Below are 15,121 nucleotides of genomic sequence, written 5' to 3' on the forward strand. Positions count from 1 at the left end.
TTGATAGCTGCTAACGCTTTGCAGGTAAGCGTTAGCGGTCATTTTTAATGAAATTTCTGAGTTCGGCATCGAATCAGCCAGCCAGATAGGCCGGCGGGCGGTGCAGGTGGGGCGCTGCCTGGCAAGCGCGCCCGCCATGGCTTAGCCGCGCCTGGCCTTGGTGCCGCGCACCGCTACCATTAGCACCAGTGCCGAGAGGATCAGCATGACCAGCACGAGATAAATGCTGTAGTGCCTGTTGCCTGTGTACTGGGTCAGCAGGCCGGCCAGCGTGGGGCTGGCGGCCGAGCCCAGGTTGCCCAGGCTGCTGATGAGGGCGATGCCACCGGCGGCCACGGCCGGTGACAGATAGTCGCTGACTAGGGCAAAGAACAGTGGGGGCAGGGCCGCAAGTCCGATCAGCGTGAAGGCCAGTGCAATCAGCGAGCCCTCAAGATGGCCGTGCATCTGCAGGGTGACGATCAGGCCGGCAATGGCCATGCCGGTGGCGATGAACAAATGCCAGCGGCGGTCGCGGAACCGGTCGGAGCTGGCACCGAAGGCAATCATGCCGAAGAAGCCTGCGACAAAGGGAAGGGCCGAGTAGACGCCGACATGCAGCACGTCCTGCACGCCCAGGCCCTGAATCACGGTAGGCATCCAGAAAACAAACAGATAGGTGGCACCGTGCATCATGAAATACACGAGTGACAGGGCATAGACCTTGGGGTCGTGCAGCAACTGGCCCAGAGTGGCGCTGCTGTGGGCCGCCTTGTGCCCGTGGCCGCCATGATGAGCAACTTGGCCGCCGTCGTTGGCGATGTTGTGTTGCAGGCGCGCTTTTTCGGCGTCTGTCAGCCAGCCGGCATCGCTCGGCTTGTCCTGGAGATAGAAGTAGAGGATCAGACCCAGCATGCAGGCGGGAGGGCCCTGAATGAGAAACAGCCACTGCCAGCCATGCAGACCGTCGATGCCATCCATATATTTGAGAATGGCGCCGCACAACGGGCCGGCCGCAATCGCCATGGCCATGACGGCTGAGAGAAAGATGGAGATCACGCGGCCGCGGCGTGCCGAGGGATACCAGTAGGTGAAGTAGAGAATGACGCCGGGAAAGAAGCCGGCTTCGAAGGCGCCCAGTAGAAAGCGTGCCACATAGAACTGCATGGGAGTGGAGACCCAGGCCATGGCGGTGGCGATGACGCCCCAGACCAGCATGATGCGCATCAGCGTCTTGCGCGTGCCAATCTTCTCCAGCAGCAGATTGCTGGGCACTTCAAACAGAAAGTAGCCGATGAAGAACAGGCCAGCGCCAAAGCCGTAGGCGGCGTCGCCGAAATCCAGCGTCTGCTTCATCTGGATCTGGGCGTAGCCGATGTTGATGCGGTCCAGGTAGGCGACCATGTAGCAGATCAGCAGCAGGGGCAGCAGCCGCCAACTGACCTTGGCATACAGCGCGTTGTCTGCATCGATGTCGTTGCTGGTGTCCTGCCTGGGCGTTGCGCCCGAAATGGTCGTCGCGCTTGGGGTCATGCTTGCCTCTTGGAAGTTGGTATGGGGCGCTGGGCGCTTCCTTGCGGCGCGGGTTGCAGCATCACGACGTAGACGCTACAAGCCACTGCGCTAGGGCTATGCCGGGCTTTTTTGTTGTCTTGAATACAGGGGGAGCTGCGCAGAGGCTCACAGCATCAAGCCGTGGGGCATAGGCTGCCAAGTCTTGGTGCAAGGACCTCACGCGGTCACGGCGGAGACTGTGGTTGTGACCAGTGATTGGGCTGCTTGCCTTCGAGTTCCCGGTTCATTTCCTGCTACTGCCCTTCATGGCCTGGACCTGGCTGCGCACAGGTATGCATCAGCCTGTCTTGACCTCTGCGGGGGGCAGAAATCAAGGAGTTCGAGGGGGCAATGTAGGGCTGGTGCCCTGAACGGACTTAACGCATGCCGCAATTTAGTTGCCAGATCATGACATCCGAGGGTAAACCTTAGGGTCGGCCTTGCTGCGGCAAGGCAACGGGAGATGCTGCAGTTTCGCGCAGCGATAGCGTGCGCCCATGCTGCACTTGCGCAGGGCAGGCAGCCGTTTCATCTGCGGATAGCTGATGTGGCTGAGTATGTATTTTTGATAATGGCCAGCGCTCTGAGTATGGGAGAAGGAGCCAGTTGGGCTTTTATTCGCACAAGCGGGTTGCCAGAGCTTTTGAGCCGCCGCATTAAGCTAGCGGATACGCCCGGCATGGCTCCGGGCGTTGGTGGATCGCTGGGTTCAGCGATGGGGCGTGCTGCCTCAGGCCTTTTTCAGAAACTCTGATTTGAGAATGAATGGACCCTGATCCGTCTTGCAATCCACGTCATGGTCGCCGTTGTCATAGACTAGGCGAATGCCTTTGATCTTGGTGCCTTTTTTGATGACGGTAGAGGAGCCTTTGACCTTCAAGTCCTTGACCAGCAGCACACTGTCGCCGTCGGCCAGCGGCGTGCCGTTGGCGTCCTTGATGACGCGGGGGCCGTTGTCTTCATCGGCGATGGCTTCTGCATGGGCCGACCATTCATGGGCGCAGTCGGGGCAGATCAGCAGATCGCCATCGGGGTAGGTGTTGTCCAGACCGCATTGGGGGCAAGAGGGTAGGGTGGCTGTGCTCAAGGATTAGCTTCCGTTCAAAGAGTAAGCACCAAGCCTAGCTGCTAAACAGTAGTGTCCCGGATTGGTGCGGATTGCAAGACCACCATGCCCAAGGCTGGGGCGCAGCCGCATGGCATGAATTTTATGTTTTTGATAGCTTCTGGCGCTTTCTGGGTAAGCGCCAGAGGCCGTTTTGTCTTGAATTTTTGCGGGAAATCAACGCACCAGATGCCCGGCCAGAAAGTCGATGAACACCCGTGTCTTGCGCGGCAGGTGGCGGCTGCCGGGGAAGACCAGATGAATCGGCTGGTTGGGCAGGGCGTACTCGGGCAGCACGCGCTGCAGCTGGCCGTTGCGCACATCGTCCTGCACCAGCCAGTCGGGCAGCACGGCTACACCCAGGCCCGCCAGCGCCAGCGCGCGAATCGCGCTCGATGAATTGGACTGGTGGGCGGCGCGGCCCTGCACCTCGGTCTGCTGGCCCTGGGCGCTTGCTAGCACCCAGTGCGTGGGGCTGTCCAGATTGCTGTTGGCAATCCAGGGCAGATCGGCCAGGTCTTGCGGCTGCTTCACGGCTTGCAAGCCAGTCAACCGGGGGGATGCGATCAGCCAGATTTCGTAATCTGCCAGCTTGCGGCTTTTGAGGCTGGAATCGGCCAGGCTGCCCAGGCGCACAACCAGGTCGAGCTTTTCGGCCACCAGATCGCTGAGCGAGGAATTGGCATCGTGGTGGATGGCAATGCCTGGGTAGCGCTGCACAAACTGCGGAATCAACGGCAGCACATAGCGTTCGCCAAACTCGGCCGTGGTGCTGATGCGCAACTGCCCGCGCAGGCGGCGGCTGCCGTGCTGGGCATTGTCAAATGCAGCTTCGATATGGCCGAAGATCTGCTTGAACTCGTCATAGAACTGCTGGCCGCTTTCCGTCAATGCCACCGATCGCGTGCTGCGCACGAGCAAAGTAATGGACAGGGCTTCCTCCAGCGCCTTCACATGCAGGCTGGCCATGGCTTTGCTGATGTTCAGGTAGTCGGCGGCCTTGGTGTAGGTACCCAGCTCCACCACGGCCAGAAAAGTCTGCACGCGATGAAGCTGGGTATGGATGGCGGTGCTTGCGGTTGCGGCCATTGTTTAGTTCAGTCAAACAAAGTATCAAGCATAGCGGTATCGACGCGCTGGGGTGCGCTCTCTACCATGCGCAGCTCAAAGGAAAGACATGAGCTACCGCTACCGCATTGCCCTGGTGTTTTTGACCGGGTTTTTTATCGACTGCATCAATATTTTCATGCCCGCTGTCGCCTTGCCCCGGCTGGCTGCCGAGTTTGAAGTCGCCAGTCTGGACACGGCATGGGTGGGTAATGCCTACATTCTGGGTTTGACCTTGGTGATTCCCATCAGCACCTGGCTGGCCAGTCGCTGGGGCGCGCGGCGTTTGCTGGCGGCTTCCATGCTGGTGTTTGCGCTGGCCGTGGCGGCTTGCGGTATGGCGGGCAGTTTTGCGGCCGTCGTGGGCTGGCGCTTTGTGCAAGGCATGGCTGGCGGGTTGCTGATTCCCGTGGGGCAGGCCATGGCCTTTGCTCCGTTTCAGGGGGGGCGAGCGCGCACGCATTTCCACTATGGTCATGGCCGTGGCCCTGATTGCACCGGCCTTGTCGCCGGTGCTGGGCGGGCTGATTGTGGACAACAGCTCCTGGCGCTGGGTGTTTTTCGCCAATACTCCGTTGGCTCTGGCTGCCGCGCTGCTGGCATGGTACTGGGTGCGTGACCCTGCAGAGTCGTCCGAGCCATCGGCTGTGGCCAAGCCCGATATCACCGGGCTGCTGCTGATCAGCACCGCGCTGGCGGCCGTGCTGTTGGGCATGTCGCTCTACGGCGCAGGCCATGGCTGGGGCGGGGCGCTGTTGTGTCTGGCCGTGGGGCTGGTGGCCGGCGCGCTCTATGTGCGCCACTGCCGCCGCGTGCCAAACCCGGTGGTTCAGCTGCGCTTGCTGCACAGCCCGCGCCTGCGTGTGTCCATGGCCGTGTACTACGCCGTGCCCGGCGTGTTTACCGGCGTCAATCTGCTGAGCCTGTTTTTTCTGCAAGACCTGCTGGCGCTGAGCGCCCAGCGCTCTGGCATGTTCATGCTGCTCTATGCCAGCGGCGCGCTGCTGGCCATGCTGCTGTGCGGCCGCATCTATAACCGCGTGGGCGCGCGGCCGCTGTTTGGGGTCAGCCTGCTGCTGCACAGCTTGGGCATTGCCTGCCTGGTGGCGGTGAACAGCGTGGGCGATCTGCCAACCCTGGTGCTGGCCTATGCCTTGATGGGCCTGGGCGGCGGCCTGGCGGCGAACGCCGCACAAACCACGGCGCTGATGGATTTTCATGGCGCCGATATGCCGCAGGCCAGCGTGATCTGGAACATCAACCGCCAGATGGCCTTCAGCGTGGGCGCGGCCCTGTTTTTGATGATCTTCAACCTGCTGCAGCCGCATATCGGCGCGCTGTCGGCCTATCACGCAAGTTTTGCCGCCGCCGCTTTGGCCGGGTTGCTGCCGCTGAGCTGTTTACATACCTTGAAAGAAAAACAAGCATGAACGACCACAACCTCAAAGCCGCCGCCCAGAGCATTCACGATGTGCATGTGCTGATCCACACCGTCTTTACCCAGCAGAGCGACGCCGCACAGGCCGCTTTCCAGGCGCTGATGTCGGTGTTTGCCGAAGGCTTCAGCATGGTCACCACGGGCGGCCAGATCGTGACGCTTGCCCAGGTGCAGCAAATGTTTGAAGGCGCTGCAGGTGCCAGGCCGGGCTTGCAGATTGCGGTGGATGCGCTGCAGTCTGTCTGGCATGCAGGCCCGCATGTGGCCTTGCGCTACCGCGAAACGCATAGCTTGGCAGGCGTTGCCACGGCGCGCTATTCCACGGCGCTGCTGGAAGTCACCACCAGCGGCGTGCTATGGCATGCGCTGCATGAAACGGCGATTGCCTGATGCCCCACTTCCGCTCCACTGCAGCCCGGCTTCAACTCATCACAAAGATGGGCGCTGTGGTGCGAAACGGCAGCCTGCGGCCGGGGGGCAGCAGATAGGCATGCTCGCGCGGTACGCGCAACGGGTCGCATTCGCCGTCGGTGATGATGAGCATGGGGCCGTCCTTGGGAAAGTCCTCAGCCTGCACCAGCAGGTCCACGCCGGGCTGCAGCACGGTGCCGCCCCGGCCTTTGAGGGCGATGCGCTGGGCCATGTCGGCCGCTGGCAGATAGCCCAGGTCATAGGCCGCCGCGTCGCAGCAGATCAGGCGCACGGCGGGCACATCCTTGGCCTCGGCATAACTGGCAATGCTGCCCAGCGCCTTGGCCAGCACATGGCGCTCCATTGAACCCGAGGTATCCAGCACCACGCCAAAGGTGCGGCCTTCCAGCCAGCGGCTGTCGGCCTGGATGCGAGGGCGGGGAATATCGGGCGTGGCGCTTTGGCGGCGGCTGATGCGTGCATAGCTGCGCCGCGTCTCTATGGGCGGAAAGTGGTGGTCAAACCAGCGCGCCAGCTCTACCTGCCAGTCAATCGGCGGCTGCAGCAGGGCGCGGATTTCCTCGATCAGCCCCGCAGGCAGCAGGCCGCGCCCGCTTTGCTCGTGGCGCAGCAGGCCTTTGCCCAGCTGGGTGCGGCAGAACTCGTCGATATCGGTGAAACTGCCTTCAAAGCCCTTGCCGCCCACATTGCGCTCCAGCATGTCGCCCTGGCCACCGGCCAGGGTGCGCAGCTTGCGCATGCGGCGCAGATCGCTCGCGATGCGGTCGTAGACCTCTTCCGCGCTGAGTCCGCGCAGCTCTGGGTCGTAGAGCAGGCCTATGCCCGGCGGCTGGCCCACATCCATCTGAATCAGCCAGTCATTGATGACAAAGTCGCAGGCCACATTCCATAAAAACGGCTCGCGCCCGCGCCGACGGCTCAGGTGGCGCAGGGCCACATGCAGCACTTCGTGGGCGATGACAAAGCGCAGCTCCAGCTCCGTCAGGCGTGGGCCGGGGTTGATATAGATGGTGCGAAGCACCTCATCGACAGCGGCGACGGAGATCTCCTCGCGCTCGCAGATGCTGGCGTCCTCAATGATGTCAAACGCCGCGACCATGCTGCCCAGCAGCGGAAAGCTGTCCATGAACCAGTGGCGTGCGCGGTCCAGCGCGCTGCTGGCGGGGCGGCTCTGGCCAAACTCGCGGCGCACGCCTGCGGCAATTTCCACGGACTGGGTCACAGATCGGGCCAGGCCCGCGGCAAACATTTCGGACCAGTTGCTGTATCTGCGCCAGTACGGCTTGCTGGTGGCAGTGGCGGGCTCAGGCCACTGCTGCGGCAGCGCCAGGCTGGGGTGGGCGCCACCCAGGCCGGGGCCGGCCAGGCTCAGGGCCTGCGCCCAGGCGGGAATGCCTTGCTCGCAGAACTGCGCATACCACTGGGCCTCGTCGCGCTGGGGCAGGCCGTCGGGCAACTCCATGCCTTCGGGCGGGCGGCCGAGCTTGATGGTCTGGATAAAGCGCGCCGTGACCACGTCGCAGGCTGCGCTCCATTGCGCCCAGTGGCTGCGGTCGCGCTGAAACAGCTCCAGCGCGTAGCTGAGCGTTGCCCGGCCTAGGCAATACGCCCATTCCTCAGCGCTGGCCATGCGCTTGGGGTGCACATCGATCTGCCCGGTCATGCGCTGGTGGTTGAGGCCGGCCTGCGCCCAGCCATGGGCCGGACACTCCGAATGGGCGCTGTGCAGATAGCTGAGACTGCGGCTGAGTTCGCTGAAGATGGGATGTGCCTGCAGCATGGCCAGGCCTTGCGTATAGGCCTGGGTGGCAGGCGTTTCGCGCATTGGGGGTTTGGCCATCAGGCGTCAGGCCCTGGCAGCTTCGCGCGCTTCAACCAGACGCGGCAGGTCGCGCACTATTTCAACCATATACCAGGCGGGCAAGGTCTGGCTGTCGCTTTCGGCGGTGACGATCTGCGCCATTTCCAGGCTGATCTGGGCCAGCTCCTTGAGCATGGCCTTGGAGCGGTGCACGGTCTGCTGCAGCTCGCCGCCGCTTTGCTGCTTGTCGGCGGGCAGGATCTTGAGCAGACGCGCACGGAAGGCCTGGGCCAGGAAATACAGCACATCTCTGTCCTGCGGAGCATGGGGCCAGTTGGCGTCGCCCTTGAAGATGGCATCCAGGCGGTGGCGGTCGTCGGCGAGCTTGTAGAAAGCCTTGAACTGCGCTGCATGCTGGGGCGTGAGGCAGCCGCTGCTCAGGGCTTCCAGCGTATGCAGATTCAGTGCATCGCCGTAGGAGAGCAAGGCGTCGCTGAGCATATGCCAGGAGCGCGGCGTGGAAAACGCCTCCTCATGCTTGGGCGGCTGGCTCCACAGGTGATCGGGACGCTGGGCCAGGTATTCCAGCACCAGAGCATGCAGCTGGGCCTGCTGGGCCCATTGCAGCCACTCGCTGGCGCTGACCTTGAGCTGCACATGAATCATGCGGTTGATCAGTGCCGAGGACATGGTGCGCACAATCGCCGAATCCTGCGCGCGGTTGCCGGCGGCGATGACGATGGAGCCCTCGGGCATCACATACTCGCCCACACGGCGCTCCAGAATCAGGCGGTAGAAGGCCTTTTGCACATCCTGGCTGCAGGCGTTGAGCTCGTCCAGGAACAGGCAATAGGGCTGGTCACGCGCAATCATGGCGGGCGGGCAGAAGCGGGTTACGCCGTCAATGATCTGCGGCACGCCCAGCAGATCCTCGGGCGCGAGCTGGCTGCCCAGCAGCGACACGCAATCAAGCCCCACGCTTTGCGCAAAGTTCTGGACCAGTGCCGATTTGCCGATGCCCGGAGGACCCCAGATGAATACGGGGCGTACGGTGGTGACGTTGAGAAGGAATTCGCTCAGTTGCGAGGGAGTGAGAGCCAGACTGGTTTGCATGCTGCGTGCAGTCTAAGGCAAGCGCAGCGGTGCTCTGAATATGCGCAGGCAGCCACGACTTCGAGTCTTGTGGGCCGCGAGCCACCGCTCATGGCTCTTGAAATGCCTGCATGCCTTGCATGCAGTACAGCAGAAAGCGATTGGCGGCCGGGGACAGATGGCGGCCGGTGCGGGTGATGAGCTGCATCTCCGCGTCCTGAAATGCAGGGTTGTGAATGGGGATGGCGCGCAGGCGCCCGCTTGCGAGCTCGGCCGTGACGGAGCAGGGCGGCAGCAGGGTCACGCCCTGGCCGCTGGTGACAAAGGCCAGCAGCACGCTGATGAGATTGCTGGTCAGCGCGGGGCTGAGGTGAATCTTGTCCTTGTGTTCGGCATATTCCACGAGCTGGCGAATGCCATACACGCCTTGCAGCATGGCAATAGGCCATTGGCTGAGCTCCTGCAGCGAGGTCTGGTCAGCGCTGGCCAGCGGGTGCTGGGAGTGGACGATGGCGTGCATGGGCTGGCGCGCCGTACCCCGCGCGGTGATGTGGCTGTCGGCGGGCGGGTAGTAGACCAGACCGATCTCGGCTGCGTCCTCGCGAATGCGGCGCATGATCTCGGTCGTGCCGTAGATTTCCAGCGAGATGCTGACGCCCGGATATTGCCGCCGAAAATTGCGTATGGGCCCGTCGATCAGCTCCTGCGCAAAACCCTCGCCGCTGACCACGCTGACACTGCCGCTGTGCAGGCCGCGCAGCGCATCGACCTTGGCCAGCATGTCGTGGCGGTGGGCCGTATGTTCGCGGTGATAGTCCAGCAGCAACTGGCCGGCCTCGGTGGGGACCACACCGCTGCGATGGCGCTCCAGCAGGGCAACGCCCAGCTCCTCTTCGAGCAGGCTGATCTGGCGGCTGACGGCCGAGGGTACGATGCCCAGTTTTTCGGCTGCGGCACGAACAGAGCCGCAGTAGACGGCTTCAAACAGATAGCGGGCGCGGGAGTCTTGAAAGGCGGGCATGTTGCGATTGTCGTCGCCAAATTGCATCTGTATTCATACGTATGTTCACTTTTTTAGAACAGAAAAAGAATGCGTATGCAATAAATGCATTGTTATATTCAGCGCCCGCATGGGTGAGCGCCAGCTTGGGCTGGCCGTGCCCATTTTCAGGGTTCAAAGCTATTTCAGCGCGTCGGCAGCGGCCGTCGTGCGCAAGGAAAGTTGATGCGTACAGAGGTGCAGCCGGCCAAGGCCGCGTTGAATGTGGGCAGCGTGGTGCAGGTATTTGCACTGGCGCTGGTGATCGCGGCATTGTCCGAGTGGCTGGGGCCGCTGCCCATTGCGCTGGGCGTGGGCAAGGTGGTGCTGCTGCCCATGATCTGGGCGCTGCTTATCGGCCTGGTGCTGGGCCTGTTGCGCAAACGTATGCCGGGCCCGCTGCAGCTGAGCCTGTACAGCCAGAATCTGGCCGCCGCTGTGCTGTCCTGTGCGCTGTTTCTGTTCATTGCCAAGCTGGGCCTGCTGGTGGGCGGTTCGCTGCCCAAGCTGGCCGAGGTTGGCTGGGGTCTGGTGTTGCAGGAGCTGGGCAATCTGGTCGGTTGCGTGGCCCTGGGCATGCCGGTGGCCTTGCTGCTGGGCATCAAGCGCGAAGCGATTGGCGCGACGTTCTCCATCGGGCGTGAACCGGGTCTGGCCATCATCGGCGAGCGCTTCGGCATGGATTCGCCCGAAGGCCGCGGCGTGCTGGCTGAGTACATCACCGGTACGCTGATCGGTGCCATCTTCATCTCGCTGCTGGCCGGCTTTGTCTCCAGCCTCAATATCTTCCACCCACTGGCCCTGGGTATGGGTGCCGGCGTGGGTTCGGGCAGCATGACGGCCGCCGCCGTGGGCGCGATCGCCGCCCAGCATCCCGAAATGAGTGACCAGATCGCCACTTTTGCCGCTGCCGCCAATCTGATCGCAACGACGGTGGGCACGTATCTGACGCTGTTCATCTCGCTGCCCCTGGCCCTGCGTGCCTATCAATGGCTGGAGCCGATTCTGGGCCGCAAGCGCAAGCAAGCCGTGGTGGAGCAGGTCGTGGATCTGTCGGCTGCCAATGACGAAGAGCAGGCACCGGTGCCGGCGCTGGGTCTGGGCATGCGCTTCGCTTCCTGGGTCCTGGTCGGCGCCATGGTGCTGATCGGCAACCGCATCGGCCATGGCGTGCCGGTGATGGATGCGCTGCCCGGCGTGCTGCTCATCATTGCTGCCGTGTTTGTCGGTGATCTGATCTACGTCGGCACGCGCCGCATGCTGCCTGCCGTGTGCTGGATCTCGTTCATCGCCATGGCCATGACCTTCCCGCTGACGCCTTATGCTGCCGAGGTGGCTGCGCTCACCGGCAAGGTCAACTTCCTGGCCATGATCACGCCCATGCTGACGTTCGCGGGCCTGTCGCTGGCCAAGGACATTCCGGCCTTCCGTCGCCTGGGCTGGCGCATCGTCGTGGTTTCTCTGCTGGCCAATGCTGGCGTGTTCCTGGCCGCGACCCTGATCGCCCAGACCTTTGTCCATACGCTGTAAAGCTGGAGCAAGACCATGATGAACACCATCAAGTGGCCCGGCCAGCAGGAGCTGCAAGCCTGGCGTCATGACTTTCACCGTCACCCTGAAACCGCGTTTCAGGAGCACCGCACCAGCGCACGTGTGGCCGAACTGCTGAAGAGCTTTGGTCTGGAAGTGCACACCGGCCTGGCCGGTACAGGCGTGGTTGCCGTGCTCAAGGGCAATATGGGCGCGGGTCCCTCCATTGGCCTGCGCGCCGATATGGACGCGTTGAATGTGACGGAGCTCAACCAGTGCGAGCATGCGTCCACGCACGCAGGCCGCATGCATGCCTGCGGCCATGACGGCCATACCAGCATGTTGCTGGGGGCGGCCCAGGCCCTGGCCTCAGCGCCCGATTTTGCGGGGATAGTGCATTTCATCTTCCAGCCCGCCGAGGAAAACGAAGGTGGCGCGCGCGCCATGATAGAGGACGGGCTGTTCCAGCGCTTCCCCATGGACGCGGTCTACAGCATGCACAACTGGCCGGGCCTGCCCGTGGGTACGGCTGCGGTGCATTCCACGGCCGTGATGGCGGCCTTCGACATCTTTGACCTGACGCTGAGCGGCAAGGGTTGCCATGCCGCCATGCCTCATCTGGGCAAGGACGCACTGCTGGCTGCCTGCCAGCTGGTGACTCACCTTCCCGCGCTGATTGCGCGCGAGCAGGAGGTGCACAAGCCGGCCGTGCTGAGCGTGACCAGCTTCAACGCCGGCGATACCTATAACGTGATGCCCGAAGTCATCAAGCTGCGTGGCACCGTGCGCTGCTTCGACATGCCTCAGCGTGCGCGCATCGAACAACGTTTTCGCGATGCGATTGCCGCGACATGCGCACTGCACGGCCTGGAGGCCAAGCTCGACTACCGCGTCAGCTATCCTGCGACCATCAACAACCCCCAGCATGCCGAAGTCTGCGCCGAGGTGCTGACTGATGTGCTGGGCGAAGGCAAGGTGCGCCGGGACATGGTGCCCAGCATGGCCTCTGAAGACTTTGCCTTCATGGCGCAGGAATGCCCGGGTGTCTATATCTGGCTGGGAAATGGCGAGGACAGCGCTTCTTTGCACAACCCCAGGTACGACTTCAACGACGCCAATCTGTCGCTGGGCATGCGTTACTGGGTGGAACTGGTGGGAGCGCTGCTGAAGGGCGGCAAGCTGCTGGCCTGACGAAGGGCTTTTTCACATGCATCAATGCCGGGGCAACGCAGAGTTGAGCCCGGCATTTTTCATGCTGGGACGATTTGCAAAACTCTAACATGCAATGCATTCGGACACAGAAATGTCGGAAGGCTGACACCCTGTAACGCCATTCGATCTGGCGCCCCTATGATGTTTGTAGCGCTCCGCGATAGCGCCTGTTGTGTTCCAAGCAGGCCACGGAGCGTGCGTGGCGACCGCCTTGATCCTCTGGAGAAGAGCTGGTCGCGCAATAGCAGGTGTTGCATTCCGGCGCATGTCCGGGCTTTCAAGCGGCGCTGACCGCATCTCTCGCAACGCTGCCTGCACCAACCCTGGTGCCGTGACTATGTCGCACTGTACGGGTCTTGATACAGGAGGGCGCTTTATGCCGTTTGGCAATCTGGAGGCGGGCATCTGGCCTGCCGGTTTTCCGCCGCTGCTGAGTTGGTGCGTGCTGGTAGCGGCCGCAGCCTTGCTTGGCCATATGGTTCACCGTTTTTCCGGCTATCCGCGCATGCTGGGCTACACCCTGGTTGGCCTCGTGGCCGGCTGGGTGGGGTTTGGCGATCTGCCCTGGCCGTTGCAGGGCAGCACGGCCTTGCTGCTGGAGGTGGCCGTGGGCGTCAGCCTGCTGCTGGCTGCCTCCCAGGTCTCCCTGCCCTGGCTGCTGCGCCAGCCCTGGTTGCTGCTGCAAAGCCTTGGCGAGTCGCTGGTCACGCTGGCGGTGGTAGCTGCGACCTTGCTGGCGCTGGGCTGGGGCTGGGCCGTGGCGCTGGCCGTTGGTGTGATTTCCATGGCGGCCTCGCCGGCCGTGTTGCTGCGTATTGCCGAGGATTTGCGTGCCAGCGGTGCGGTGACCGATCGCAGCCTGCTTCTTGCCACCATCAGTACCTTGCTGGCGCTGTTGGGGGCGTTGGTGCTGACGGTGGTGTTTGTGCCGGTCGCCGAAGCGGCGGGCGGTGGCCTGCAATTTTCGACGGCGGGCCTTGGACGCCTGCTGCTGAGCTTGCTTCTGACTCTGTTCTGGGCCTTGCTGGTCACGGTTGCGTTCTGGCCTGTGCTGCGCTGGCAGTCATCGCGCAGCGACACCACGGCCCTGTATCTGCTGGCGGCCATGGCTGCGGTCTGTCTGCTGGCCGAACAATGGGGCGGCTCGGCCGCACTCGGCTTCGTGGTCGCAGGGCTGATGTTGCGCAACTTCAGCCCCATGCCCCTGGTCTGGCCCCAGGCCTTTCAGGCGGCCCATGCCATGCTCAATCTGCTGATGTTCGTGCTGGTGGCCAGCATGGCCTCTCAGGTGAATCTGTCTTGGGCCATGGTTTCGGTGGTGGCCAGCGTTGTCCTGGCAAGGATTCTGGGGAAGTTCGGCTCCATCTTGCTGTTGGGCCTGGGGACCGGCATAGGCTGGCGCAGGCAGTGGCCTGTGGCTTGCGGGCAATTGGCTTTGTCGGGTCTGGCTCTGCTGATGCTGTCCGGTATCGCACTGCAATGGACCGCCTTCAACGCCAGCGTGGCTCAGCAGGTGGCGGCCATTGCCCTGCCGGTGATTGTGGTGTGCGAGGTACTGGGCGTGCTGCTGGCTGCTACCGCCCTGTGGCGCAGCGGCGATGCCCATCGCGGTGTGGGCCGAGCGGCCTTGCAAAGAGGAGGGAAGCGTCATGACGCATGAGATAGAACAAAGTCAGCCGGCTGCGGCGGAGGCCGGCGGTCTGGGCGAATTCGCGCCATCACAGGCCTTGACGTTGGGCGTGGAGCTGGAGTTGCAGCTGCTCAACACCCATCACTACGATATGACGCCATATGCGCCCGATATGCTGGCTCTGCTCAAGAACGCCAAGGTGCCGGGCTCCATCGTGCCGGAGGTGACCTCCAGCATGATCGAGATCTCGACTGGCATCTGTCAGGATGCACAGGACGCCTATGAGCAGCTGACGGTTACACGCGATGCCCTGGTCAAGGCGGCCGACCGACTCAATATCGCGCTGGCCGGTGGCGGCACGCACCCGTTCCAGCAATGGCACCAGCAGCGCATTTATGACAAGCCGCGCTTCAAGGAGCTGACGGCGCTGTACGGCTATCTGACCAAGCAGTTCACCATCTTCGGCCAGCATGTGCATGTGGGCTGTCCCAGTGCCGACGATGCGTTGATGATGCTTCACCGGCTCTCGCGCTATATCCCGCATTTCATTGCGCTGTCGGCATCCAGCCCTTTTGTGCAGGGCCAGGACACGGCATTTGACTCCGCGCGTCTCAACTCGGTGTTCGCATTTCCGCTTTCGGGTCGTGCGCCGTTTGCCCTGCACTGGGAGGACTTCGAGCGCTACTTCGCCAAGATGGCGGCCACGGGCGTGATTCACAGCATGAAGGATTTTTACTGGGATATCCGCCCCAAGCCCGAGTTCGGCACCGTGGAGGTGCGCGTCTTCGACACGCCGCTGTCCATCCATCGCGCTGCGCAGCTGGCGGCCTATGTGCAGGCGCTGGGTGCCTGGTTCCTCAGCGAGCAGCCCTTCGAGCCTAGTGAGGACGACTATCTGGTCTATACCTATAACCGGTTTCAGGCCTGTCGATTCGGGCTGGACGGCACTTATGTGGACCCCGCGAGCAGCGAGCAGCTGTCGCTGCGCGAGCATATAGGGCAGACCCTGCAGCGCATCACCAGCCATGCACCGGCATCAGGCAAGAGCGCGCTGCAGGAGCTGGCCTTGGTGCTGCAGCGCGGCAACGATGCGAGCTGGCTGCGTGAGAGCTATGCACAAGTGCAGCAATTGCCCGAAGTGGTGCGCCAGGCATCGCTCAGATTTTCCGGCCGGCCCTGATCGGTTTTGACATCTTGGGCTC

Annotated in this window: 12 protein-coding genes and 1 pseudogene; 7 read left to right on the forward strand and 6 right to left on the reverse strand. The window is 62.9% G+C overall.

Features of this window, described 5'->3' with window-relative positions:
• Nucleotides 1-141 precede the first annotated feature (141 nt).
• The 3 genes from P353_RS26010 to P353_RS26020 all read right to left on the reverse strand — a co-directional run bounded on the left by P353_RS26010 (nucleotide 142) and on the right by P353_RS26020 (nucleotide 3,727).
• Nucleotides 142-1,512 (reverse strand): MFS transporter, encoded by a 1,371-nt coding sequence (locus tag P353_RS26010; RefSeq protein WP_034376042.1) that lies wholly within the window; start codon nucleotides 1,510-1,512, stop codon nucleotides 142-144.
• Between the two features lie 751 nt (nucleotides 1,513-2,263).
• Nucleotides 2,264-2,620, reverse strand: a complete 357-nt coding sequence (locus tag P353_RS26015) for a zinc ribbon domain-containing protein YjdM (protein ID WP_034376044.1) — start codon at nucleotides 2,618-2,620, stop codon at nucleotides 2,264-2,266.
• 195 nt (nucleotides 2,621-2,815) lie between these two features.
• Nucleotides 2,816-3,727: a LysR family transcriptional regulator gene (locus tag P353_RS26020; RefSeq protein ID WP_034376046.1), complete on the reverse strand. Its 912-nt coding sequence runs from the start codon at nucleotides 3,725-3,727 to the stop codon at nucleotides 2,816-2,818.
• Nucleotides 3,728-3,884: 157 nt separating this feature from the next.
• Between P353_RS26020 and P353_RS30220 the strand changes: the two are divergent.
• The 3 genes and pseudogenes from P353_RS30220 to P353_RS26030 all read left to right on the forward strand — a co-directional run.
• Nucleotides 3,885-4,121, forward strand: a pseudogene (locus P353_RS30220) (MFS transporter); the annotation flags it as partial.
• A gap of 106 nt (nucleotides 4,122-4,227) precedes the next feature.
• Nucleotides 4,228-5,175 (forward strand): MFS transporter, encoded by a 948-nt coding sequence (locus P353_RS26025; protein ID WP_269799984.1) that lies wholly within the window; start codon nucleotides 4,228-4,230, stop codon nucleotides 5,173-5,175.
• Nucleotides 5,172-5,573, forward strand: coding sequence for a hypothetical protein (locus P353_RS26030; RefSeq protein ID WP_034376049.1), 402 nt, complete (start codon nucleotides 5,172-5,174; stop codon nucleotides 5,571-5,573). Before P353_RS26025 ends, P353_RS26030 begins: the two co-directional genes overlap by 4 nt.
• A gap of 31 nt (nucleotides 5,574-5,604) precedes the next feature.
• Here the strand turns inward: P353_RS26030 and P353_RS26035 are convergent, their stop codons facing one another.
• From P353_RS26035 to P353_RS26045, 3 genes are all read right to left on the reverse strand, one after another.
• The gene (locus P353_RS26035; protein ID WP_034376050.1) at nucleotides 5,605-7,455 is read right to left on the reverse strand and encodes a DUF2201 family putative metallopeptidase; all 1,851 of its coding nucleotides are present in this window, start codon (nucleotides 7,453-7,455) and stop codon (nucleotides 5,605-5,607) included.
• Nucleotides 7,456-7,461: 6 nt separating this feature from the next.
• Nucleotides 7,462-8,529, reverse strand: coding sequence for an AAA family ATPase (locus P353_RS26040; RefSeq protein ID WP_034376051.1), 1,068 nt, complete (start codon nucleotides 8,527-8,529; stop codon nucleotides 7,462-7,464).
• A gap of 88 nt (nucleotides 8,530-8,617) precedes the next feature.
• A complete protein-coding gene (locus P353_RS26045) occupies nucleotides 8,618-9,556 on the reverse strand; it encodes a LysR family transcriptional regulator (protein WP_052085022.1) in 939 nt (312 codons plus the stop codon).
• Nucleotides 9,557-9,733: 177 nt separating this feature from the next.
• Here P353_RS26045 and P353_RS26050 point away from each other — a divergent pair, with 177 nt between their 5' ends.
• From P353_RS26050 to P353_RS26065, 4 genes are all read left to right on the forward strand, one after another.
• Nucleotides 9,734-11,077, forward strand: coding sequence for a DUF3100 domain-containing protein (locus P353_RS26050; protein WP_034376054.1), 1,344 nt, complete (start codon nucleotides 9,734-9,736; stop codon nucleotides 11,075-11,077).
• A gap of 15 nt (nucleotides 11,078-11,092) precedes the next feature.
• Nucleotides 11,093-12,268 (forward strand): M20 aminoacylase family protein, encoded by a 1,176-nt coding sequence (locus tag P353_RS26055; protein ID WP_034376056.1) that lies wholly within the window; start codon nucleotides 11,093-11,095, stop codon nucleotides 12,266-12,268.
• A gap of 397 nt (nucleotides 12,269-12,665) precedes the next feature.
• Entirely contained in the window at nucleotides 12,666-13,949 is a 1,284-nt protein-coding gene (locus tag P353_RS26060) for a cation:proton antiporter (RefSeq protein ID WP_034376059.1), read from the forward strand.
• Entirely contained in the window at nucleotides 13,939-15,099 is a 1,161-nt protein-coding gene (locus tag P353_RS26065; RefSeq protein WP_080750691.1) for a YbdK family carboxylate-amine ligase, read from the forward strand. The genes P353_RS26060 and P353_RS26065 overlap by 11 nt, the downstream gene beginning before the upstream one ends.
• Nucleotides 15,100-15,121: the final 22 nt, after the last annotated feature.

The organism is Comamonas testosteroni, assembly GCF_000761245.1.
Lineage (GTDB): Bacteria > Pseudomonadota > Gammaproteobacteria > Burkholderiales > Burkholderiaceae_C > Comamonas > Comamonas testosteroni_C.